The sequence below is a fragment of the Polaribacter sp. Q13 genome (assembly GCF_016858305.2).
Taxonomy (GTDB): Bacteria; Bacteroidota; Bacteroidia; order Flavobacteriales; family Flavobacteriaceae; genus Polaribacter.
This window is the reverse complement of sequence record NZ_CP074436.1, coordinates 612,880-638,054: the sequence shown is the minus strand read 5'-3', so window position 1 is coordinate 638,054 and position 25,175 is coordinate 612,880. Positions and strand designations below refer to the sequence as shown.

Annotated in this window: 18 protein-coding genes; 4 read left to right on the top strand and 14 right to left on the bottom strand. The window is 30.3% G+C overall.

What is annotated here, in order from left to right; genetic code table 11:
* The first annotated feature begins 107 nt into the window (after window positions 1–107).
* On the top strand, window positions 108–1,643 hold the full coding sequence (locus JOP69_RS02415; RefSeq protein WP_203393032.1) for a Fic family protein: 1,536 nt from the start codon (window positions 108–110) through the stop codon (window positions 1,641–1,643).
* Between the two features lie 226 nt (window positions 1,644–1,869).
* Here the strand turns inward: JOP69_RS02415 and JOP69_RS02410 are convergent, their stop codons facing one another.
* Both JOP69_RS02410 and JOP69_RS02405 read right to left on the bottom strand, forming a co-directional pair.
* Window positions 1,870–3,762: a sialate O-acetylesterase gene (locus JOP69_RS02410; protein WP_203393033.1), complete on the bottom strand. Its 1,893-nt coding sequence runs from the start codon at window positions 3,760–3,762 to the stop codon at window positions 1,870–1,872.
* Window positions 3,763–3,767: 5 nt separating this feature from the next.
* The gene (locus JOP69_RS02405) at window positions 3,768–5,291 is read right to left on the bottom strand and encodes a cellulase family glycosylhydrolase (protein ID WP_203393034.1); all 1,524 of its coding nucleotides are present in this window, start codon (window positions 5,289–5,291) and stop codon (window positions 3,768–3,770) included.
* An 80-nt stretch (window positions 5,292–5,371) separates the two neighbouring features.
* Between JOP69_RS02405 and JOP69_RS02400 the strand changes: the two genes are divergently transcribed.
* On the top strand, window positions 5,372–5,515 hold the full coding sequence (locus tag JOP69_RS02400; protein ID WP_203393035.1) for a hypothetical protein: 144 nt from the start codon (window positions 5,372–5,374) through the stop codon (window positions 5,513–5,515).
* Here JOP69_RS02400 and JOP69_RS02395 read toward each other — a convergent pair.
* From JOP69_RS02395 to JOP69_RS02355, 9 genes are all read right to left on the bottom strand, one after another.
* Complete coding sequence (locus JOP69_RS02395; protein ID WP_203393036.1) at window positions 5,510–6,478, bottom strand: type I phosphomannose isomerase catalytic subunit; 969 nt, start codon at window positions 6,476–6,478, stop codon at window positions 5,510–5,512. The two genes, JOP69_RS02400 and JOP69_RS02395, sit on opposite strands and share 6 nt — an antisense overlap.
* 9 nt (window positions 6,479–6,487) lie before the next feature.
* Complete coding sequence (locus JOP69_RS02390) at window positions 6,488–9,082, bottom strand: glycoside hydrolase family 2 protein (protein ID WP_252191172.1); 2,595 nt, start codon at window positions 9,080–9,082, stop codon at window positions 6,488–6,490.
* 208 nt (window positions 9,083–9,290) lie between these two features.
* Complete coding sequence (locus JOP69_RS02385) at window positions 9,291–10,886, bottom strand: sodium:solute symporter (RefSeq protein ID WP_203393037.1); 1,596 nt, start codon at window positions 10,884–10,886, stop codon at window positions 9,291–9,293.
* Window positions 10,887–10,917: 31 nt separating this feature from the next.
* The gene (locus JOP69_RS02380) at window positions 10,918–12,486 is read right to left on the bottom strand and encodes a cellulase family glycosylhydrolase (RefSeq protein ID WP_203393038.1); all 1,569 of its coding nucleotides are present in this window, start codon (window positions 12,484–12,486) and stop codon (window positions 10,918–10,920) included.
* Window positions 12,479–13,531, bottom strand: a complete 1,053-nt coding sequence (locus JOP69_RS02375; RefSeq protein WP_203393039.1) for a glycosidase — start codon at window positions 13,529–13,531, stop codon at window positions 12,479–12,481. The genes JOP69_RS02380 and JOP69_RS02375 overlap by 8 nt, the downstream gene beginning before the upstream one ends.
* A 116-nt stretch (window positions 13,532–13,647) precedes the next feature.
* Window positions 13,648–15,180, bottom strand: coding sequence for a cellulase family glycosylhydrolase (locus JOP69_RS02370; protein WP_203393040.1), 1,533 nt, complete (start codon window positions 15,178–15,180; stop codon window positions 13,648–13,650).
* A 141-nt stretch (window positions 15,181–15,321) separates the two neighbouring features.
* On the bottom strand, window positions 15,322–16,215 hold the full coding sequence (locus JOP69_RS02365) for a hypothetical protein (protein WP_203393041.1): 894 nt from the start codon (window positions 16,213–16,215) through the stop codon (window positions 15,322–15,324).
* 25 nt (window positions 16,216–16,240) lie between these two features.
* On the bottom strand, window positions 16,241–17,740 hold the full coding sequence (locus tag JOP69_RS02360; RefSeq protein ID WP_203393042.1) for a RagB/SusD family nutrient uptake outer membrane protein: 1,500 nt from the start codon (window positions 17,738–17,740) through the stop codon (window positions 16,241–16,243).
* Between the two features lie 11 nt (window positions 17,741–17,751).
* Complete coding sequence (locus JOP69_RS02355; protein ID WP_203393043.1) at window positions 17,752–20,835, bottom strand: TonB-dependent receptor; 3,084 nt, start codon at window positions 20,833–20,835, stop codon at window positions 17,752–17,754.
* A gap of 216 nt (window positions 20,836–21,051) precedes the next feature.
* Here JOP69_RS02355 and JOP69_RS02350 point away from each other — a divergent pair, with 216 nt between their 5' ends.
* Together JOP69_RS02350 and JOP69_RS18655 are read left to right on the top strand one after the other, a co-directional pair.
* Entirely contained in the window at window positions 21,052–21,909 is an 858-nt protein-coding gene (locus JOP69_RS02350; protein ID WP_203393044.1) for an AraC family transcriptional regulator, read from the top strand.
* Window positions 21,910–22,182: 273 nt separating this feature from the next.
* On the top strand, window positions 22,183–22,662 hold the full coding sequence (locus tag JOP69_RS18655; protein WP_252191171.1) for a Fic family protein: 480 nt from the start codon (window positions 22,183–22,185) through the stop codon (window positions 22,660–22,662).
* 407 nt (window positions 22,663–23,069) lie between these two features.
* On the opposite strand, the gene JOP69_RS02340 is transcribed toward JOP69_RS18655, so the two are convergent.
* Genes JOP69_RS02340 through JOP69_RS02330 form a run of 3 tightly spaced genes read right to left on the bottom strand, consistent with a single transcriptional unit; the run spans window position 23,070 to window position 25,175 of the window.
* A complete protein-coding gene (locus JOP69_RS02340) occupies window positions 23,070–23,558 on the bottom strand; it encodes a CIA30 family protein (RefSeq protein WP_203393045.1) in 489 nt (162 codons plus the stop codon).
* Window positions 23,559–23,568: 10 nt separating this feature from the next.
* Window positions 23,569–25,050 (bottom strand): cryptochrome/photolyase family protein, encoded by a 1,482-nt coding sequence (locus JOP69_RS02335; protein ID WP_203393046.1) that lies wholly within the window; start codon window positions 25,048–25,050, stop codon window positions 23,569–23,571.
* Window positions 25,047–25,175, bottom strand: a complete 129-nt coding sequence (locus JOP69_RS02330; RefSeq protein ID WP_203393047.1) for a DUF2256 domain-containing protein — start codon at window positions 25,173–25,175, stop codon at window positions 25,047–25,049. Before JOP69_RS02330 ends, JOP69_RS02335 begins: the two co-directional genes overlap by 4 nt.

Genomic DNA, 25,175 nt, shown 5'->3' with positions numbered 1-25,175 from the left:
AGAACTTTGCGCGCATTATTTTTAAAACAAACACCTATGCGCGCATTATTTTTAATTTGCGCATGTTTTTTAATTATCTTTGATTATAATTTAAATAACTTTATAGTATGGAAATAATAATACCATTAAATGAAACTTCATTTTTTCAAGGAAGAAACACACCTGAAAGAGGAAAAATAGTGGGTTATGGTGCTATAATAGAAAGTTTAAAATTACCAATACCCTTTCCAAATACACTATCGCTAATAACCCAAAAAAGTAAAAAGTATAATAATACCTATTGGAAAGTATTTCCGACCTCATATCAACCAGAAGAGACATTGTACAAACAACTGGTATTTGCTATTAAATATGAAGGTATTAATTTACTATTATTTAAAGCGTTATTTAAAGTAATTACAAAAGATCAAATAAAAGAAATTCTACATATAGAACCATCTGGTCAATATAGTCGAAAGATTTGGTTTATATACGAATGGCTTCAACAAAAAAAAATTGATGTAGCAATAGATTTAAAAAAACGTAAATACATTCAACTACTTGACTCTAATATCCAATACACAATAAAAGGAGAAGAATCTGCAAGGCATAAAATTATTAACAACCTACCAGGAACTGTAGATTTTTGTCCATTAATTTTTAAAACTCAAAAGTTAGAAAACTATATTAATGCTAATTTATCTAGCCGAAAAAACACAATTCTAAATAGCATACATAAAGACATATTGCAACGCGCTTCTTCTTTTTTATTATTAAAAGACTCTAAAGCATCTTTTACCATAGAGGGTGAAAATCCTGGTAATAATAGAGCTATGCGATGGGGTAAAGCAATTGGTCAAGCAGGTGGTAAATCATTAAGTATTACCGAACTTGAACGCTTACAACAAATAGTTATAGAAAACAGTAGATTTATAGAAATGGGTCTAAGGAAAGAAGGTGGTTTTGTGGGAGAACATGATAGAAGTTCAGGAGAACCTATTCCGAATCATATTTCTGCAAAAGAACAAGATATTCCCAAGTTATTAAAAGGAGTAATGGATACAAATATCCTATTACAAGACGATAGTTACGATGCCGTTTTAGCAGCTGCAACCATATCATTTGGTTTTGTATTCATACACCCTTTTATAGATGGCAATGGTCGTTTACATCGCTATATAATGCATCATATTTTAGCTAAAAAGAAATTTACGCAGCAAGGAGTTATTTTTCCTGTTTCTGCTTCAATTTTAGAACATATTAATGATTACAAAATCGTTTTAGAATCATATTCACATACATTATTAGATTACATAACATGGAAAGAAACGGAAAATCATAACATTAAAGTTACAAATAATACCATTGATTTTTATCGTTATTTTGACGCTACAAAACAAGCAGAATTTTTATACGATTGTGTAGAAGACACCTTAGTAAGAATTATACCAGAAGAAGTTAGTTATCTTCAAAAGTATGATGAATTTAAAAAATACCTAGATAATCATTTTGAAATGCCTGATAAAACAGTTGCAATACTTGTTCGATTTTTAGAACAGAATAAAGGTATTCTATCAAAACGTGCACTGAAAAAAGAGTTTTCAGTATTAGAAGAGATTGAAATTAAAGATATACAAACAAATTACAATACTATTTTTTTATAAAACGGAACAACTCTAGATAAAAAAGTCATCTTCTTTTACTTGACTAAATCAATCAAAAGAAGACAAAATACTACACCACTACTCCGCCCCACACACCTTAAACCCTTTAAATAAAGAGATTATTACATATTGTATTAGGTAAATAGATTTGTTTTCCTTTAGCTTCCTTTGTTCGACTTTAGAATGAGAAAGTCGAACAAAGAAAGCTAAAGGAGTTTTTAAAATACTATTTAAATAACTTTGGAGCTAAATCTCTTAAATTTTTACGCCAAACCATCCAAGTATGTCCGCCTGACATTTCACTATATGTAAAATTAATTTTAGCCTTTTTAAATAGTTTTAAGGTTTCATTTCCATTCTCAAAAGCAATATCTTCTGAACCTCCTTGTGTAAAATGTAACATCTTAACAGATTTATTAAAATTAGGAGCTATTAAATTTAATTGCTTTAATCTATTTTCTGAATTATCTACAATTCCTCTTTTTTCTTTCCAAGAATCACTTAACCACCAACCAGAACTTAAAACACCTACATAACCAAATTTATTAGGATGAAAGGTAACAGCTTCAAGTGTTTCTAAACCGCCCATAGAAAGGCCCATAATAGCTCTATCATTCTGTTTGGTTTTTACTTTATATGTTTTCTCTATAAAAGGAATAATATCATTCATTAAATCTTTTGCAAAAAGCGGAACTCTATCTAAAATTTCTGCTGTTTCTATAGTTCCATTTGGCATAACAACCAACATTGGTTTAATTTTACCTTCAGAAAAAAGATTGTCTAAAATATCGCCAACAGCACCAATATTAGACCAAGAGGTTTCTGAACCACCACCGCCATGAATTAAATATAAAACAGGCAACTTCTTTTTTGATTTTTCATAACCTGGAGGAGACCAAACTCTTAATCTTCTGTTTTTTTGAAGTGTTTTTGAATAATAATTTTGAATTGTAATTGCTCCATGAGAAATCGTATTTCTTTTGTAAAAGAAATCTTTATCCGAAGCTATTTTTATAACAGGAATATTATCAGTTATAGACACCGCTTTACTGTCCTGTACTTCTACTCCATCAACAATAAACTTATAACTATAAACTCCTGGTTTTGCATCATTCCAAAATCCTTCCCAAACTCCATTATTATCTTTTTTAAAGGCTACATAATCCCATTTATCATCAGAATATAATTTAACCGTAGTTGCATTTGGAGCGTAAATTCTAAATACTACTTTATTATTTGGTAATATTTCAACTGATTTTAAATCTTTATTCGGATTGTAATCCTTAACCTTATATCCTTTTATAGAAAGCATTTTTAAAGCATATCGTTTTCCTAGCTCTCTAACTCCTGCAGAATTAAAATGAGTATGATCTTTTCTTGGTTTACATCCTTTTGATGAAACTACATGCGCTGTAGAGATAACGTTTGGTAATGTATTTATAATTGGATTCATACTTGCACAAACTCCATTTTGTTCTTTATCTACCAGTTCCGACGCTATTAAAGGAACTTTATTTGCATCTAAAGACAGGTCTGCTAACATATTATAATACACTTTTTTTACATATTCTGGCCAATTTTTATCATCTTGATTTGATTCTCCTTGATGTAAAATAATCCCTTTTATAACACCATCTTTCTGAGCTTTTTTAGCTAATTTAATAAAATGCTCATATGGATTTCCTCCATAATCTTCAATCTTCTTTTGAAACCAATCTTCAGGATAGGTCTTTGTATACTTTTTATAATTTTCTTTATCAAACAATCTAATATCACTACCTCCAACAGCTACATTTATAATACCAACCTTTACCTTTTTAGGTAAATATTTAATCATCGTTTTTCCAAAATAATCTGCAGGAGAAAGGCCTGTATAACATTGTGTTAATGGCGGTGTTGCCACTCTCCATTCATTTTTTGTAAATCCTAAATTAGAGCAGTCTAAAGATTGTAATACTTTAAAACGTTCATCACCAATTTTATCTTGAGCTTCAATTTCTGCTGAACCTTCCATATTAGATTGACCAAAGGCCAAATAAATATGAAAATTAGGGTCTTGTGAAAATAAATTCATACTTAAAAAAAGAAGTGTTAATACTACGAGTCTATTTGTTTTCATCTTAATTAATATTTTATGGTTGTAAGTAATAAAAAGCTATTTGCTGGTAATTCTATATTTAAAAAATCTTTACAGATTATATTTGTTGCAACCGGAACAGGAAAATTATTTTTATCAGTTTTTCTATCTTGAGCTGTATAAACATACTTGCGTAGTGTTTTCGAAGTTGAAAGATCTAATGTTATTTTATTAGGAATGTCTGAATTATTTATAAGTGCAACGGTAATATCATCTTTATAAGTAGCCGCAGTTAAACGGATTCCTGCTATTTTTGTTTCATCCGTTTTTATTATTGAGCTTCCTGTAGGAAAATAACGACATAATAAAGACCAAGAATAAAACCAAGGCCTTATATTTTCGTCTTCTGGATTGTTACAAATTTCGGTTCCTAAACTATTCCACATTCCCCATCTTTTCAATTCATTTTTATTCCCAATATCATCTAAAGTATGCATTGCATCATCCAAAGCCCAAGCTGCTGCACCAGAATAACCAGCATTCATAATTTGTATTGCAGCATCTGCCATATAAATGCCATAACTATAATCATACACCATCATCTGACTATCTTTACTTGCAAACGGATCGTTTTTTGCTCTTTCTTGATTTGTAGCATTGCTTTTCCCCAACCCTATTTCTCCAAAAATAATTTGCTTGTTTAACGCTTTAGGGATTTTAGCTGCTTTCTCATTAAAAACCTGAAATTCGCCACTTTTAACCATTGATGGTTTTGCATAGTCATGCACCTCATAAATACCTATCTCTTCAGTTAATTGTTTTGCAGATTGCTCTATCCAGCCAATACCCGAATAAGTAGAATTAGGATTATTATAACGATGTACAGCATCTGGTCCGGCAACAGTAATAAATGTATCTAATCCTTTTTCTTTTATCGCTTTAGAAAGTAATACAACACCTTCTTTCCATTCATTAAAATCTCCTTTTGTGGATGCCCAATCTCCATTTGGTTCATTTATTAAATTGTAATATTTAATACATGTGTATCCTTTTTCTATTATTAAATAATCTAAATATTCAACAATACAGTTAATCCATTTTGGATCATTTGCTCCTGTAAACTTATCCGAAAACCCCTCCTTTTTGTCATGAACCTTGTATGGAGTTCCCCATTCTCCAAAAAGGACAGAAATATTATTCTGCTGTGCATAATCTAGTATTTTTTCTACTGCCTTAACTTCTGGATTATCAAAACTTAAAATAGGATTGTCCTCTTTATCAAAGCCAACTAAATACCGCCAATTAGCCTGGTCCATTACTCTAAACAGTTTAGGTTTCATAAAGTCTAATCTTTTAAAATTCATGTCCCATTTTTCTGCAGTCATTAGATTACCCCATTCTGCATTTTCTGAATCGGCATGAGGATATGCAGACCATTGTACTCCATTACCAATAAAATTGGAAGAAATTATTTGATCTGAATATATTTTAACGATGTTTTCTGGTGTTGTATTACAACCAAAAAAACTTATTAAAACAAGTAATACACAAAACTTTACCCTGTTATTCATTATCTATTCATTAATTTTTTAGTTAATTCTTCTAATTTCATTCCTTTTGTTTCTGGCATCATAAAAAATACAAACAATAGTTGAAGAACCCCATAATGCTACAATGTTTATCTGCTCCAGAAATTACTACGGTATCAAAACCAAATAAAAAACCAGCAATTGCAGCTGTAATAAACCATGTTAATACCTTATTCAGAGGTTTTATTATGAAAATATTTTTATAGATAAACCTCTAATAGGGTTGCTTGTTCAGAATTTAATTTTACGGCCTTAATTGAAGCCGGTAACAAAACAGTTTCACCTTTATTTACCATCATTAATTCATTATTACACTCAAGAGTAAAAGAACCTTCTACACACATATAAATTACAAATGAATCTAATTTTTCATAGTTTTTTTCTAATTGATTTGTTAATTGAATAATATCTGTTTTAAAATATGGAGAATGGACCAATTCTGACGACTGGTTTTCTTTTAATTGATAAGTTGTTTTGTAATTATTGTACAAATTATAATCAATAGCATCTAAAGCTAACTCAGTGTGTAATTCTCTTTGATTTCCTGCTGCATCAGTTCTTTCATAATCATAAATTCTGTAGGTTACGTCTGATGTTTGCTGAATTTCGGCCAACACAATACCTGCGCCAATTGCATGAACTCTACCTGTAGGAATGTAAAAAGTATCTCCTTTTTCTGTTTTTTCTGAATTTAAAATATCTAAAACCTTTCCATTATTCAGAGCCTTAACATACTTTTCTTCGTCTACCTTTTGATTAAAACCAACTATTAATTCGGCATCTTTATCAACATCCATAACATACCACATTTCGTTTTTTCCAAACGAATTATGACGCTCTTTAGCCAACTCGTTATTAGGATGAACCTGAATTGATAATGGCGTTTTTGCATCAATAAATTTTATTAAAACAGGAAAGTTATCACCAAACCTTTCATAGACCTTATACCCTAAAAATTCTTCCTTAAAATTGATTATTAAATCTTTTAATGTTTGTCCTTTTAAAAGTCCATTTGATACCACAGAAACATCTCCTTCTACATCAGAAATCTCCCAACTTTCACCAATATTTAGTTTATCTGATTTCTTTTTAAATATGTTTATTAATTTTTCTCCTCCCCAAATTCTTTCTTTTAAAATGGGCTCAAATTTAATTGGATATGCTTTCATATTATTCTTTTAATAAGTATCAAAAAGTGATGTGATTTTTAATTCTTTTGTAAACTGTTCTATGTTGATTTCTGTTTCAGAATCAAACTTTATGTAGTATCTTTTATTCGGTAAAACATCAAAATAATTATTAGAAAAATGACCTTTTACACTACTTTTTAAGTTGATGTTTTTTACTAACGTGTTTGTAGAAATTTCTATTTCCACTCCATTTTTATTACTCCCTAAAACCGAATACTTTATTGTAGGTTTCGATAATTCTAATTGATTTGGTTTTTCTAAATAGAAGATGGTTTCATCAAAAACAACATCATTTTCAGCAACCAATTCTGCAACTAAAAAAGTGTTATTACTATTATTATTTAGGTTGGTAAAACCAGTTTTATTTACATCAAAATAAATAGCACTTGTATTTGATTTTATAGTAATGTTTTTTTCAACTTGATCTAAAATTTCACCTTTAAAATTGAATAATTTTATTCTTAATACAGCGTTCTTATCTTTTAATTTATCTGAAACAATATGTACTTCAAGTTTTTTATCATTCTTAAAAAACATTGTTTTTATGGGTTTATACAGGTCTTTTACATGGTAATGTGCTGCTTTCCAATTCCCATAATAATCTATTGTAGACCAAGAAGCAACTGGCCAACAATCGTTAATTTGCCAATATAAACTCCCCATACAATAAGGCATATTTCTTCTATGAGCCTCAATAGCAATTTGCATCGCTTTGCTTTGTAATAACTGACTTACGTACAAAAATGATTTAAAATCTTTCGGTTTTTTATACCAAGATTCCATATACATTTCTATGTTCTTGTTACCTATATTTGAACGTTGATGAGATTGCATTACCTCAGAATAAATACTCCAATCTTGTTCTTCTGTATATTTTTCTACCGATTGAAAATCTGGAAAAGATTGAAAACCATATTCCGACATAAAACGGGGAATTGCTTCGTTATACGTTAAAATAGATTCCTGATTTCCCCAAACTCTCCAATAATGATAATCTCCAGAAGTTAACGTTGCATCTTCTCCTTTTGCAGATGTTGGTGAAGAAGCCCAATAAAAAGTATCACTATCTAATTCAGCAACTACTTCTGGTAAGATTTTGTGAAATACATCTTGATATCCTTTCCAAATAACATCTACAGTTTCTTGTCCTTGACTATTCTTTATTTGATCTATCCAACCCCAATTTTTCCATGCCACAAAATTTTCATTATTACCACACCACAGTGCAATACTTGTATGACTTCTTAACCTTTTAACATTGTATTTTGCTTCTTTTTTTACGTTTTCTAAAAAAGATGTATCTCCAGGATACATTGCACAAGCAAACATAAAGTCTTGCCAAACTAAGATTCCGTTTTTATCACATAAGTCATAAAAAATATCATTCTCATAAATACCTCCACCCCAAACACGAATCATATTATAATTGGCATCAACCATATTTTTTATAACTTTTTCGTAATCCTTTGTGGTAACTCTGTCTAAAAAAACATCTTGAGGAATATAATTAGCACCTTTCATAAAAACGGCATGTCCATTTAATTTAAAGTAAAAACTTTCTCCAACACTGTCTTTTTGTTGAATTACTTTTAATGTTTTTAATCCTATTTTATGAGAATTAGAAGCTAATAATTTAGTTCCTTCTTTTAGTTGAACATCTATTTTATAAAGTTTTTGATTCCCTAAACCATTCGTCCACCAAAATTCTGGGTTATTAATTTTTATAGGAATTTCAATTTTATTGACTCCTTTTTTAAGTTCAATTTCCTTTTCTAAATATTGCTTTTCATCGATCTTAATATAAATTTGAGTAGTTATAGCTCTTGTAGTCTCAATTTCTATTTTAGTATTTAACTGTGCACTTTCTTTAGATAAATTTTGTTGTAGCACATACACATCATTTATAGTTGCGGTGTTCCATGCATTTAATTGAATCTCTTGCCAAATACCAGAAGTAACCAATCTTGGTCCCCAATCCCAACCAAAATGATAGCCTGCTTTTCTACTAAAAACCGCTACTTGTTTTTTACCTAATCCTCCATTTTCTGATTGGTCATTTACAGCATTCGGCAATTGATAGCCTAATGCTTCTCTTTTTAGTAAACCTATTTTTATTGGTGAATCAAAAATAATATTCAAACTATTTTTGCCAATTTTTAAATATTTTTTGGCATTCACTTTATAACCAACAAACATATTATCGGTCTTTAAAATAAGTGAATCGTTTAAATAAATATTTGCATAAGTATCTAATCCTTTAAAATTGAATGCTATTTTTTCTTTATCAAAAAGAGTTTCATCAACAGTAAAAACAGTTTTATATTCCCAATCTTTTTTGTCAATCCATTGTAGATCATGCTCATTTAATCGATAAAATGGATCTTCTATAATTTTATTCGCAATTAAGTTTGTGTGAATAGAACTTGGTATACTCGCTTTTAACCAAAGTGTGTCTTTTACTGCTTTAAATTGCCAGTTAGTTTTTATTTCTTTTGAAATAAAATTAGGAGAATTATCACAAGATGTAAAAAAACACGTTGCTATTATCAGTATTAAATACCTATAACTTTTATAAAACATCATTCTATTTTAATTAATAAATATTACTTCACTTCAAATATAATTACCTCTATTAAAATATTATAACTACATAATGTTGAAAACTTATTGTTTTATGAAATTTTAATAATTTCTAAAAAAAAAAAAACACGTAGCTAAAAAAATGAGCTAACCTCTTAAATAAAAAATTCAAAAATAAGGTTAGCTCAGTGTTAAAATTATTTCGATAATACTATTGATACATATACAATACCAAAAAACAGAAACCTATCAATATTAAAGACCAAACTCTAAAGTTTTTATAAAAAGGAACGCCAATAAGTTCCTTAGATTCTTCTTGGTAAATCTTTTTGGTCCAAATTAATTCATCTATTTGAGAAGGATCATCTGGTTTGGTAAATAAACTTACTACAATGATAATTACGGCACTAAACATAAAATAAAATGGTACTTTAAGTAAAAAATGAATATCTCCTAAAAGTTCATAATCGAATGCTACTTTAGCTACAATTGTGGTAATAGCTGCTAAAGCACCTCCCATTAATCCCCAAAAAGCACCATGTCTATTAATACGTCTCCAAAAGACTCCTAAAAAGAATACTGCTACAACTGGAGGTGCAATATAGGTTAGCATTTCTTGATAATATTTTAATAAAGAATCAAATTTAGATACAAAAGGCACCCATAATACTGCTAAAATTAAAACAACTACAGATACAATTTTACCAACATATACTTGTTCTTTTTGAGATGGTTCTTTTTTAAATTTCGTGTAAAAATCCATTGTAAATAATGTTGCTACAGAATTTAATAATGCACTTAAAGTAGACGTTAATGCGGCTACCATTGCAGCTAACATAAGACCTAATAATCCTGTTGGCATCAATTCTATAACCAATTTAGGATACACCATATCGTTTTTAGGTAAATCTGGAAATAAGTGCTTACCTATAACCGCGGGAAATATAATAATGAAGATTAATGACACTGTTAAAAAACCAACTAAAAGAATCCCTTTTCTACCATGATCTATCGATTTTGCCGTAAGTACACGCTGCACCAATACTTGATTATTTCCCCAGAAATAAAATCCTAATATGGGAATACCGACTATCATACCCAACCAAGGTACGGACGAATCATCCATAGGACGGATTAATTTCATCATAGAATCTCCTTCTAAAAGTAGGTTCTTTAAATAATCTAATCCACCATTATTCATGGCTAAAAATGTTAAAATAAAAGTTCCTACCAATAATAATATCCCTTGAATTAAATCGACTTTTATGGCCGCAGATAAACCACCTGGAATTGTATAAGCTGCAACAACGACAGCAAATATAACGGATAACTCCATGATAGACATCTCTGGAAAAACCAACTTCATTAACAAGGAAGCTGCATACAAAGCACCTGCAGCATCTAAAAACGTTGACCCCATTAAGGTTATAAATGAAAAATAATACCGAGAACGTTTATCAAATCTTTTTTCTAAAAACTCAGGAATCGTAAAAATTCCAGATTTTATATAAAATGGTAAGAAAAACATTGCAAAAAACACCATAACCAATACCGAAATTAAATCGTAGTTAAAAACGGCAATTCCTGTAGAATAAGCATCACCACTTTTACCAATTAAAGTTGTGCTAGAAATACTTGCAGCGAATAAAGAAAAACCAATAACTGGCCACGTCATATTTCGACCTGCAAGAAAATAATCGCTTGTAGAATCACTTCCTTTTTTAGAAGATTTAAGTCCAAACCATACAATAAATATAAAGTACACAACTAGTACTGTTATATCTATAATTCCTAAATTATATTCCATAATATATTTTGATAATTTCTTTTTAAAAGGGTTATTTAATTAAAATTGTACTTAGAAACACCACACTATTGCCTTTAACCTCAACAATAATATCTTCTTGTAAATCTAAATTTATGCTCTTTGTAATTATTGGAAAACCATCAGAATTAACAGGTCTATTGTGTTCTGAATATTCATACAAATAAAGTATTTTATCTTTTGAAAACATTTCTGAAGACAAACTAATTATTTTTGAGTTTTTAGACTGATTTACAATTGCAGCACTAAATGTATTTTTATATGTTGATGCAACTGCACGAATACTATCATTTACAACGGAATAAGCTGGCTTGTAAATTTTAGATTCTGGCGGAAACAAATTGCAAAGTAATGTCCAAGAATACGACCAGGGACGTGGTTTTTTATCCACCTCCAAATCCCCAAATTCTTCGGTTAAAATATTCCACATCCCCCATTTTTTTAATTGATTTTTTTCACCTAAATCACCTACGGTATGCATAGCATCATCTAAATCCCAAGCAATAGCACCACCAACACCTGCCAACATACTTTGAATTGCTGCATCTGCCATATCTACTCCGTAAAAATAGTCATATACAAACATAGAAGAGTCATCTGGCCCTGCAAACGGATCTGCTTTTCCTCGACGTGTATTTTCTTCTTTTAAATCGCCACTATATTTCATTCCTAATTCCCCTAAAATCAAAGGTTTATTCGTTTTATTTATTTCTGAAGTAAAGGGTTCTAAATACGGAATAAAATTTCCAGTTCTAATTAAATCTTGATCTGCATAAATATGAAAATCATATAAACCTGTAATAGTATCAAGCTCGTTTACGGTAGAATATACCCAATCGTGTGCTTTTTTCGGATGTTTTGGATGATCCCATTGTGTTACAGCATCTGGCCCGGAAAGTGATACATATTTATCTAAACCAGCTGTTTTTAAAGCTTTGTCTAACTGAATATATCCAGCTTTCCATTGCTCCCAATCGCCATCGGTTGATGCCCAATATCCGTTTGGTTCATTTACCAAATTATAATATTGAATACAGGTATAGCCTTTTTCGATTATTAAATGTTCTAAATATTTAACAATCATATTCGTCCAACGTGGATCGTCTGCTCTTTCTATTTCTGGAATAGATTCATCTAAATTCCATAAACCTGGTGCTCCCCATTCTCCAAAAAGAACCTTAATCTTTCTTTTTTGACAATAATCTAAAAGCTTATAAAGACTTTTTATTTCTTGTGTATTAAAATCTAAAATAGGTTCCCCTTTTTTATCTAGACCTTTGTAATAACGCCATGTAGAAACATCCATGACTCTAATAATATGTGGTTTTACAAAATCTATACGTTTATAAAGTTCATTCCACTTTTCATCAGTCATTAAAAAACCCCATTCTGCGTCTTTAGAATCAGCATGTGGATAAGCTGACCATTGCACACCATGACCTATAAAAGGTGTATTTACAGTGTTTTTTTTATTAAATGTTACTGTAATATCTGCAGTTTTAGGTTTTATTTTAGAAGAACACCCACTTAATAAAAAAGTGGATGTTATCAATAATAAAAATACAATCACTTTTTTAATCATTAGATGCTTTTAATGCTTGTAATAATTCATTTACACTACATGTTGCTAAACCAATATATTTATCAGCTGCACCATAATACACGTGTAATGTATCCTCTATAATTACATTACCTGTTGGAAAAACACATCCTTTGTAATATCCTTCTATTTCATAGTCATGTTCTGGTTCCATAATCCAGTTTTTTAAACGCCCAATTACTTTTGTTGGATCATCTAAATCTAATAAAGCTGCTCCTGCTCTATAATACCCTAAACCTCCATTTTCTACTCCGTGATAAATTACTAACCAACCCTCTTTTGTTTTTAAAGGCGGAGTACTACCGCCTACTTTTTCTTCCCAAGTGCCGTTTATACCAGAAATTAAAAGAGTACTTTCTTCTTCCCAAACCATTAAATCATCTGTAAAACGAATCCAAATTGCTGGTTTTTCCGTACCATATTTTTTGCCAATCCATTCTTTTGGTCTGTGCAGCATGGCAAATTTTCCATTGATTTTCTCTGGAAAAAGAATAACATCTCTATCATCTAAATTAGCTGTTGTAATACGACCTAATCGTTTAAAAGTTTTCAAATCTTTTGAGATAGCTAAACCAGAATTTGCTACATTATTTTTATAAACCAACGGTGTATCTTCTCCTGATTCTGGTAATAAAATTACATCATGTGCAAATTTCCAATATTGTCCTGGAGGAAATGGTCTATACGCATAAGTAACGTAAAATTCATCTCCAAACTTTGCTATCCTAGGATCTTCTACACCTCCCATATCTGGACCATCTATACTTGGTGAAAATACAGGTTTATCCGAAACTCTTGTAAAATTAACACCATCTGTACTCTCTGCTAATCCGAATCTAATAAAATGTTCTTTATCATCTCCGGCCGCCCTATATAACATAGAAAATTTTCCGTTTTCATACCAAACTCCAGGGTTACAAACTACTATGTTTTCCCAGTAATTATCTGGATTTGGACTAAAAATAGGATTTTTTTCGTGCTTTTTTAGACGTAATAATCCTGTTTTATTTTTTTCAATAATATTCATTCTATTCTTCTCTAATTTTAAACTAATATTTTAAATAGGTATAAAAAACACCTCTCCTTTTATATTTATAACAAAAAAACAACTACCAATACTTATAAGTATTGTATTTAAATTTATTAAATCATATTTGTAAAAATGGTAACTGACTGACCAGGAATATCCATTTTGTAAGTTCCATCTAACGCTACTAAAACATTATTTTCATTTGGAACAGGAAATCCTTTTGTATCTGTTTCACCTACAAAACCTCCATCAAACTTAGAAGTATATTGATATTTAGAAACATTATCAAAAACAAAATTTTTATCCGCAAAAAGAGATAGGTTAGTATAACTTACATAGTTTGAATTTACAATAGCAACTGTATATTGATCTCCTTTTCTTGCTGCAATTGCCTTTAGCCCTTTTTTGTTTGGAAGCTCTATTTCTATAATATCAGATCCTTGAGGAAAGTATCTACAAAGCAGTGATACAGGATAGAAAAATGGTCTTATTTCTTCGTCTGAACTGCTATCGAAAGCCTCTTCACCCAAAATATTCCAAAATCCCCATCTCTTCAATTTGTTAGAATCTACACCACTTTTTGAACCTGTCTCATTATACATTGCATCATCCATATCCCAAATTAGAGCACCAGAAAACCCTGCCATCATAGTCTGTACAATAGCATCGCTCACATCAACCCCATAAAAGCCATCGTACACAAACATATTACTATCTTTAGAAGCATATGGATCTGCCGCTATTCTTCTTTCATTTTCTTTCTGCAACTCTATATCACTGTCATAATATTTTAGCCCGATTTCTCCAACTACTATTTGTTTACCTGCAGGAATTGCATTTTTATAAGCTTTAAGAACACTTAAATAATTATTACCATTTACAAAACTTTTTGTTGCGTAAGAATGAATATCATACAGTGCCATTTGATTGCCAAAATCACTTTCTGCTTTTGCTACCCAATCGGTATCATTTGCATCACCAAAAACAGCTAAATCTGGACCTGCTAACTTAACTAACTGATCTACTCCTGCTGTTTCCATTCTTGTAAGGAATTCTGAAGTAACGGTTTTCCATAGGTTATAATCTCCTTTAGTTGTAGACCAATCTCCATTAGGTTCATTAATCATATTGTAATATTTAATACAGGTATATCCTTTCTCTTTAATTAAATAATCTAGATAATCTACGGTATAATCCATCCATTTATAATCAATTTGATTTTTATCGCCATTTAAGAAAACATGTCCCCACTCACCAAACATTACTGTTATTTGGTTATCTGTACAATATTGCATCATTCTATGAAATGCTTTATTAGCTTTTGCTGGGTTATATATATTTCCATCGTCTAGATAATTCCATCCTGCACTAATCATAATTCTGATGAATGGAGGATGCATAAAATCTATTCGTTCTTTAAGCTTAGCCCAATCTGCATCCGTAAAATCATCTTTGCCTGTCCAACTTTCTATTATATCGAAACCACCCCATTGTGCTCCATTACCAATAAAATTGGTTGAAACTGTTGTTTCATTTTTTATAATTAAATCTCCTGATGGTTTTGGTAATTCAGTATTATTTTCTGAACACGCTACAAAACCCGAAGAAATAAAGATTAATAAAAAATTTATTATAAATTTATTCATAGTTATTTATATTTTATTTACTGTTATACAATAGTGGCTTTAACTAACACATCATTGAATTAAAAATTTAAAAAGAACATAAATTTACAAGAGAAAATACATTAAGACCTCTTGTATATCTAACATTCCTTTTCTTATTTATTATTGTTTTGTTAGTGTGTACCACAAATCTGTAGCGGCTACAAATTTATTAGTATTATCTCCATAATAATCATCCCAATTAGTTCTGCCTAGTTCTTTTACTCCTGGGTCTAACGATAATTTTAGAATGGTTTCATCAATTTTATCGAATGTTTTAGTAGTGTAAGATTTTTTATTTACAACAAAAGTAACAGAGTTGTCTTTGTTTAAAATCCACTCTCCAGATCCTATAGGCAATTGGTTAAACCTAACAGCCCAATCTTCACTTGTTCTTGCATAAATATAAGAAGCAGCTAAACCATCTTCTCCCATAGTACGCTCATAATCTCCATATACCAGTCCTTCATCATTTGCTCCTTTCACTGCACCAATAGTTATAATATCATCAAGACCTGAAGAAGACTCTGTTAATAAGTCTGATAGTTCAGATTCTCCTGCATTTCCCCATCCATTACCATCATCCCACTTTATAGAATAACTAGATATTGCCCAACTCCCTTCTAATTCATTAATAAAAGGTTCTATAAAAATAGTCCACTCTAAAGTTTCTCCTTTTTTTGAAGTTACCATCACTGTTGATTTATTCTCAGGATTATCAAAGTTTAATTTATCTCCACGAGTAACATTTGCTTGAGCGTCATAAGATAAAACCATATCTGTAATATCTACTGCTGCTAAATCTAGATTGCTTGCATTAATTGTAATATTGATGGTCGCCTGGTTTCCAGATCGTTCTATACGTGCTAAACCAATCTGTTGTTTTAAACCAAAATCTATAATATTACGTTCACTATTCCAGTTTCCTTCATTAACCTCTTCCATCAAATCTTTTTCACATGAAGAAAAGACAGATACTAAGGTTATTAAGAAGATGCTATATATTATTTTTTTCATCTTTATATCTTTTAAGTATTAATAATTACTTTGCATTTGGATTTAAATCTAATTCTCTTAATGGAATAGGATAAAATGCAGCTTCATCTTCTGTTAAACCAGAGCTTTGAGCTTCTGAGATATTAGAAAGCACAGTTGCTGTTCTTCTTAGATCAAATAAATGATGGCCTTCAAATGCTAACTCCCACTTTCTTTCTTGTAATACTGTTTTTCTAAAATCAGTAATACTCATTCCTGTAGTAACAGGATCTATACCTGCACGAGAACGAATTTTATTTAACCACATTTCTCCATCTGCAGTTGGCCCTACAGCTTCTGCATATGTTAATGCGATATCAGAAAAACGAATCATTAAAGGTCTGGTACTAGTTCGGTTTCCATTAAATTTAGGGTCTAAATATTTAGTACTAAAAGGCGCAATAATATTTCCGTCGGCAACACTTCCAATGCTATTACCATCTACATCAAATATTTCATTACCGATTAAATCTGTTTCACGCTTATCTGTACTTCCAAAAGAATCTCTAAATGCCGTTTCTATATGATACACTTCCCAACCATTTTGAGTTGGTTCCATTACTCCTTTTGCATTTTTCACATAATACGAAGCCCCTGGTCCCCAAGGCATCCACATTAACATAAAAGAACCAAATTCTTCTGTATTATCGCCCGTTCTATCCATACTGATAAGCCAAATATGCTCTGGACCATCTGCTTTTTCTACATCATAAATATTTCCAATTGAAGTATCTAAACTAAATTCTGCTTGCTCATTTAATACTTTTGCCGACCATTTTGCTGATTGAGTATACATTTCATTTGCATCTACAACCATATCACGATATCCGGCTGCGTTGTTATCTTTACCAGATGCTATATTTAAATATACTTTAGCTAAAATAGCCCAACTTGCTACTTTATCGAAATGCCCAACTTTTCTATCCATAGAAAGAAAAGACTCTGCTGTATTTAAATCTTCTAGAATAAAATTGTAAACCTCATCTAAATCTTTAGCCAACGCAGGTGTAGTTTGAGCCTCTGTACTTACCAATTGCTTTTGCATTGGCACTTTACCAAAAACACGTACCAAGCTAAAGTAACTCCAAGCTCTAATAGTATATGCTTCTCCTAAAATTCGTTCTTTATCGGCTTGATTAAAGTCTTGATCTACGACGTTTTCAATAACCCCATTAGCTCTATTGATAGCGATGTAACAATATTGAAAGAAATCGGACAATGTACCATTACTTTTAGTAGATTTCCATTGATCTAATTCTTGAACACCATTTCCTTCTCCTGCCTTTACAGACATAATTTCTGTTGACAAATCACCAATATCAATCATACCTCTATTATACCCAAGGTAATTAAATGCTCTATAAGCATATAGAAGTGCAGCATCTGCATCTTCTACAGTTTTATAAAAATTATCATCAGAATAAAAACCATATGGTTCTTCCGTTAAATCGCAAGAGTAAAAACCCAATACTATAATACTTACTATATATATAAATCTTTTTTTCATGATTTTCTAGATTAAAAAGTTAAATTTAAACCAAGGGTAACACTTTTTGTACGTGGATAACCACCCCAATACACTCCATCTAAACCCACTTCTGGATCGTACCCATTAAAGTCTTTTGAAGTAAATGTGTACAAATTGGTTGCATTTATATAAAGTCGTGCTTTAGATAGAAATGATATTTTATCAGAATCTAAAGTGTAACCAACTGTTAGGTTTTGTAATCTTACAAAAGACCCATCCTCTACAAACCAATCACTTAACAATAAGTTTCTAACTGATCTTAATTTTGGAAAACTATTGTTTGGGTTATCTTGTGTCCATCTTAAGGGCATAATATTAGCCTGATCTAGTTTTCCTGGATAAAAAATATCGTTTCCAAAAACTCCGTTAAAGAACATAGATAAATCGAAACCTTTATAATTAAAATTAAGACCTAAGCTTGCATTAAAATCTGGATTTGGATCTCCTATAATCGTTCTATCCCCCTCATCTATAACTCCATCATTATTAATGTCTACATATTTAAACTCACCAGGTAGTGCCATATTCCCAGTAAGCCCAGATGTAAGCCCTTCTTCTAAATTTTGAATAATACCATCGGTTTTATAACCATAGAATACATTTAAAGGTTTACCTACTCCATAAATATTAGAAGTTGCCATTCCAAAAGTATCAAAACCAGAACCTTGAAATTCGTAATCCATTCCGGTGTTAGGATCTTTTAATAACCCCATAGAAACTCCATCTCCCAAACTTGTAACTTCATTTCGATTAATAGAAAGCATTAAGTTGGTAGACATCGTAAAGTCATCCTTATTAATAATGTCTCCACTAATAGAAACTTCTATTCCTTTATTAAGAATTTCGCCATCATTTACCCAAATTCTACTATAACTAGATGATAGCGGTAAGAATTTTTGACGTAATAAATCTGTTGTTTTCTTTCTATAAAAATCTACTGTGGTCTTAAGTCTGTTGTTTAAGAAAGCCATATCTAACCCAAAGTTTAACTGCGCTGTAGATTCCCACTTTAAATCTTTATTAGGGATACCAGACCAGTAATTATAACGATAATCTGGACCATATTGCCCACTTATATATCCTGGACCAATAGTTGTTTTAAACTGACCATCATCATAATAATTTTCTATACCGTATCTACTTAAAGTTTGATAAGGAGCAATACCTTGATTACCAGAAATACCATAACTTAAACGTGCTTTTAGTTCATTAAAAACATCTAAATCACTTATAAATTTTTCTTTATGAGCTTTCCAGCTTATAGCTCCTGAAGGAAAATATGCCCATTTATTATTTTCCCCAAATTTAGAAGAACCATCTGCACGCATAGTTCCTGTAAATAAATACTTATTATTATAGGTATAATTTATACGTCCGTAGTAAGAAAGTAACTTCGTTTCTGATTTACCATTAGATATTTCATTGGCTTCTGGATCTCCAGCACTCATATTTTCATTACCTAATGTTTCATTTATAAAACCTTTAGCTTTAAGTTCTGATGAACGACTTACAGTTGTTTGGTATGACTGACCTACCATTACATTTAATTTATGTAAATCTTTAAAAGTATTGTTATAGGTTACAAAAGTTTCTGATAAAATATCTTCACTTTCCCAATTAGTAATGTAAGCCACACCATCATAATAATTACCTTCTAAAGTATATGCACTTGGTAAATACCTATCGCCTATTGTAGAACCAAATTTATAGTTAAGCTGCGTTTTAACACTTAAATGTTCGTTTAATGTAAAATCAAATAAATAAGATGAAATGATATCTAATCCTTTAGATGTATTTAAAACATTTTCTGTATAAGCTAACGGATGATCAAAATCTTGAGATGAAGTTCTAAAATAATCACCATTATCATCATATACTGGCCAAAGTGGATTTCTATAATATGCTAGTCCGCTATTACTATCTCTTTTATTTTTTGAAATAATATTAGAGGTATTAATTTTAAGCCAATCACTAAATTTATGAGATACACCTAAATTAATAATTTGTTTTTGATAATCATCTTCAATATAAACCCCTTGTTCCTTCAAAAAATTACCACTTATATTAAACGACGTAGTATCATTTGCCCCTCTAACTGAAACAGTTGTATTTGTAGATGTCGGAGCATCCCTAAAAACAACATCTCCCCAATCTGTATTGTGTGGCCAAGCACCGCTTGCGATTTCTGATAATGATGGATAATATACACCGGCAATAGTTCTCCCCGTATAGTTAGGAACCATACCGTCATTTATACTACGTTCATTACTTAACTCTGCCATTAACAAAGGATCTTTCCAGTTAATTAAGTTTGAAGTAAAACTCTTTACTGAAGTTTGATGGTTAATTTCTACTGATGCTTTACCAGACTTAGCTCTCTTGGTAGTAATCATTATTACACCATTAGCTCCTCTAGAACCATAAATAGCAGATGCAGAAGCATCTTTTAAAACCTCTACAGAAGCAATATCAGCTGGGTTAATTTGCTTTATATCTCCGGCTCCACCAATAGGAAATCCATCAACAACAACAAGTGGATCATTACTTCCACTAAAAGAACTTCCTCCTCTAATACGTATAGTAGCACCAGCTCCAGGTTCTTGAGAAGCTGTTACCACTTGTAACCCGGCAACTCTACCTTGTAACAACCCATCAACAGAATTTGCAGGGATTGATTCTAACGCCTTCATTTTTACACTTGATACAGAACCTGTTAAATCACTTTTTTTAACAGAACCATAACCAACAACTACAATTTCATCTAAAGCTGCTATGTTTTCTTTTAAAATAATGTTAAATGTTCTTTTAACTCCTATTTTAGTTACAACATTATCATAACCTATATAAGTTATCTCTATATGAGATTCTTCATTTTTAACAGTAATTTTAAATTTACCATCAAAATCTGTAGTAGTCCCATTACTTGTTCCAATTTCAACTACAGATGCACCAGGTAATGTCATACCACTTCCATCTGTAATAACACCATCAATACTAATTTGAGCGCTTATGTTTGTAAAACATAAAACCGTCAAAATAGCAGAGAAAAGCCATATTCGATTTTTTTTATTCATTGAGTTTAATTTTTATAAATTTAATTATGGTTCAAAATTATACAAGATTTATGATTTAAAATGACCAAATTATGTTTAATACTATGCGTTTTTTGAATTATAAATCAATTATTCATTAAATAAGACTATTTTTATTATCAATAAATTAAATAACTGCCGAATAATTTATTATTCTTAAATTTGTAGATATTTATTATAAAAAAAATATTTTTATAAATGAAATCAATTAAAGAAATAACACCTATAAAAACTGATGATCCTTTTGTTATTTTAAGACATGAGAATGCATTATTTGATTATCCTCTTCATTTTCATAATGAATATGAAATCAATTTAATTACCAATTTTAAAGGAAAAAGAACAGTTGGTGATTCCGTTGAAGAAATAGAAGGAGTTGATTTAGTTTTATTAGGACCTGAACTAAAACATTTTTGGAAATCTTGTAAAACTATTAGTAATGCAAGTGTAATAACCATTCAATTTCAAGAACATTTCTTGCATTCAAAAATAATGAGTTATTCTGTATCTAAAGATATAAAGAAGCTTTTAGAATTATCTAAGTTAGGTCTTTCGTTCTCTAACCCAACAAAAGATCAAATTAGTAATTTGTTATTTTCTTTAGAAAACAATAACACCTTTAAATCCTTTCTAACTTTTTTAGAAATGCTACACACATTATCAATTTCTAAAGACATTAAATTATTAAGTAGTCCACCAAGTGCTAATTACAATCAAAAAAGAGAAAGTAGAAGAATCTCTTTAGTAATGGACCATATACAAAATCATTATCAAGAAGAAATTAAGTTAACCAAAATAGCAGAAATAGTTAGTATGTCTGAGTCTGCTTTTAGTCATTATTTTAAAAAAAGAACTGGTCAGAGTTTTACACAATACCTTCAAGAATATAGGTTAGGTGTTGTTACTAAATTACTAACAGAAACTAATATGTCTATTAATGAAATCTGTTATTTAGCTGGATTTAACTCACTTTCTAATTTTAATAGAGTTTTTAAAAGAAAACATAAAATATCTCCGAAAGAGTTTAAATCTAATTATCATAAGCAAATTCAATAAAAATAATTGAGTTTAAAATTCAAATTAGATGTATTATTTAATCATAAATAAACGCAAGAGAGACTAATAATTATTTAATTAATTCAACATTCTGAAGAAAAACTAACAACCTCAAAATCATCCAAATCATCCAAATCACAAAGGGTTCTCTTATTACAAAATAAAAATAATACAATTCTAAATAGCATACGCGCTTTATTATTATTATTATTATTAAAAGACTCTAAAGCATCTTTTACCATAGAGGGTGAAAATCCTGGTAATAATAGAGCTATGCGATGGGGTAAAGCAATTGGTCAAGCAGGTGGTAAATCATTAAGTATTACCGAACTTGAACGCTTACAGCAAATAGTTATAGAAAACAGTAGATTTATAGAAATGGGTCTAAGGAAAGAAGGTCGTTTTGTGGGAGCACATGATAGAAGTTCAGGAGAACCTATTCCGGATCATATTTCTGCAAAAGAACAAGATATTCCTAAGTTATTAAATGGAGTAATAGAAACAAACACACTATTACAAGACGATAGTTATGATGCCGTTTTAGCCGCCGCAACCATATCATTTGGTTTTGTATTCATACACCCTTTTATAGACGGTAATGGTCGTTTACACCGCTATATAATACATCACATTTTAGCGAAAAAGAAATTTACACAGCAAGGAGTTATTTTCCCTGTTTCTGCTTCAATTCTAGAACATATTAATGATTACAAAGATGTTTTAGAATCTTATTCACATCCATTATTAGATTAAATAACATGGAAAGAAACGGAAAATCATAACATTAAAGTTACAAATAATACCATTGATTTTTATCGTTATTTTGACGCTACAAAACTAGCAGAATTTTTATACGATTGTGTAGAAGACACTTTAGTAAGAATTATACCTGAAGATGTTAGTTATCGGCAAAAGTATGATGAATTTAAAAAATACTTAGATAATCATTTTGAAATGCCTGATAAAACAGTTGCAATACTTGTTCGATTTTTAGAACAGAATGAAGGTATTCTATCAAAACGTGCACTGAAAAAAGAGTTTTCAGTATTAGAAGAGATTGAAATTAAAGATATACAAACAAATTACAATACTATTTTTTCAACTTACACCTATTTTAGGATAGTATCGTTAATTTGTTAACCTGAGATTTTAAAACTTATTTAAGTTAGAATAATACTGTCTATCTCTAATTTAAAACCTTCTGCTCTTTTATTTCCAATTAAAAAAGCTATTTCTTCAAGACTTTCTTTAGCATAATTTGGCTTTTGTAATTTATTACCTCTAAATGTAGGATACATATCTGATAATAATATTTCAATATCCTCCCATTCATTAGACGTTTCAAAATAAGTAATATAAACATGATCATCAGTTACCTTACTTCTTATTCTAAATTGATATTGTTTTCCGTCTCCTTTAACTCTGATAATAACTTTAGAATATTCTTTAGGTACAATTTTAGCAAAACGATACCTCAACAAAGAAAAACCTCCGTTATTTTCTAAGGATACATTTCCTTCAAAAACACAATTTCCTTTTTCATTAAAATAGAAACTACCTAAGGACTTCCCTCCCATAACAGCATCATTAATAATTTTCCAATTATCTGGACTGTTCTTTTCTAAATTAAAAACAACTAACGATTCCATATCTTTTGTTTTAAAGCTTTAATAAATATACTTCTCCGTTTTTTATATGATTTTCTTTCTTTTCATCAGGCATTTTATCAAACATTCTAACCAACATTCCTAATCTTGGATTCGACAAAAAGAAATCACGATGTGTATCCATAAATCGCCAAAAAAGACCATCCCAAGTGGCTTGCCAATCTCCCTTTTTATAGTTGCTCATTTTCATTAGATAATTACTACCACTAATATAAGGTTTCGTAGCCATTAAACCACCATCTGCAAACTGACTCATTCCATAAATATTAGTTACCATAACCCAATCGTAAGCATCTATAAATAATTCCATAAACCACTTATATACTTCATCTGGATCAAATTCACACAACATCATAAAATTACCTAAAACCATTAAACGTTCTATATGATTACAATATCCTGTTTTTAATACTTTTTTTATCGTCTGATCAATTGGTGCAATACCTGTCGTTCCGTCATAAAACGATTTTGGAATCTTCTTCGTGAATTTCCAAAAATTAGTAGTGCGTTCTTCACTTCCTCTCAATTCGTAAATACCTCTTATAAACTCTCGCCAACCAATAATTTGTCTTACAAATCCTTCTGTAGAATTAATAGGAACGTTATTTTCTTCAGCATACACCAAACAAGTATCAATTATATATTTAGGCGTTATTAAACCAACATTAAGCATTGGAGTTAACACACTATGGTTTAATATTGAATTTTCAGAAACGATAGCATCTTCATACATTCCAAATTCCATAAAACGTTGTTCAAAAAATTGAATTAACCAGTCTTTACTCGTTTTAAAACTTGTTGGATATAAAGCATAATCCGTCAAACTTCCTAAATTCTTTGAAAAATTAATATTAACATATTCTTGCGCCTCTTTAAAATATCCATCAACATCAGGAAACTGAATTGATGGAGGTGTTTTTTTTGAAGGGTATTTTTTTCTATTCTCAGCATCAAAAGTCCACTTTCCTCCTGTTGGTTTCCCATCAGGTTCTAAAAGAATATTTCTTTTTTTACGTTGCTCCGTATAAAAAGTGGTTTGATGATATTTCTTTTTATCCTTTCTAAAGAAAACTTGTAATTCTTCTTTCGAATTTAAAAACAAAGGCGAGTTATAAACTGTAGTGCTAATATTTTGTTCTAAACATCCTTTTTCTATTCTTTTCTGAAGCCAATTATCCGTAGGATCTATATAATTAATATGTTCAATTCCTTTTTGCTTCAAAGCAGGAATCAATGCTCTAATATCGGAAATTTCTGTTATTGCCTCAATATAATGAACATCAACATTTTTTTCTTTCTGAAGAAAATCAGCATACCGTTTCATAGTAGCTCTATGGAAAGCTATTTTCTGTTTATGAAAAGAATACTGCCTAAAAAACAAATATTCTTCTACTAAATAGACAGGGGAATCTATTTGAAAAATTGGTGATTCTTCAAATAATTGATGTGGAAATATTAAGTTGATTGTTTTCATTTATTTCTTCTACAGCGTTCGCTGCAATATTTTACCGTTTCCCAATTCTTATCCCATTTTTTGCGCCACGTAAATGGTCGCTTACAAACCACACATATTTTTTCGGGTAGATGCTCTTTCTTCAT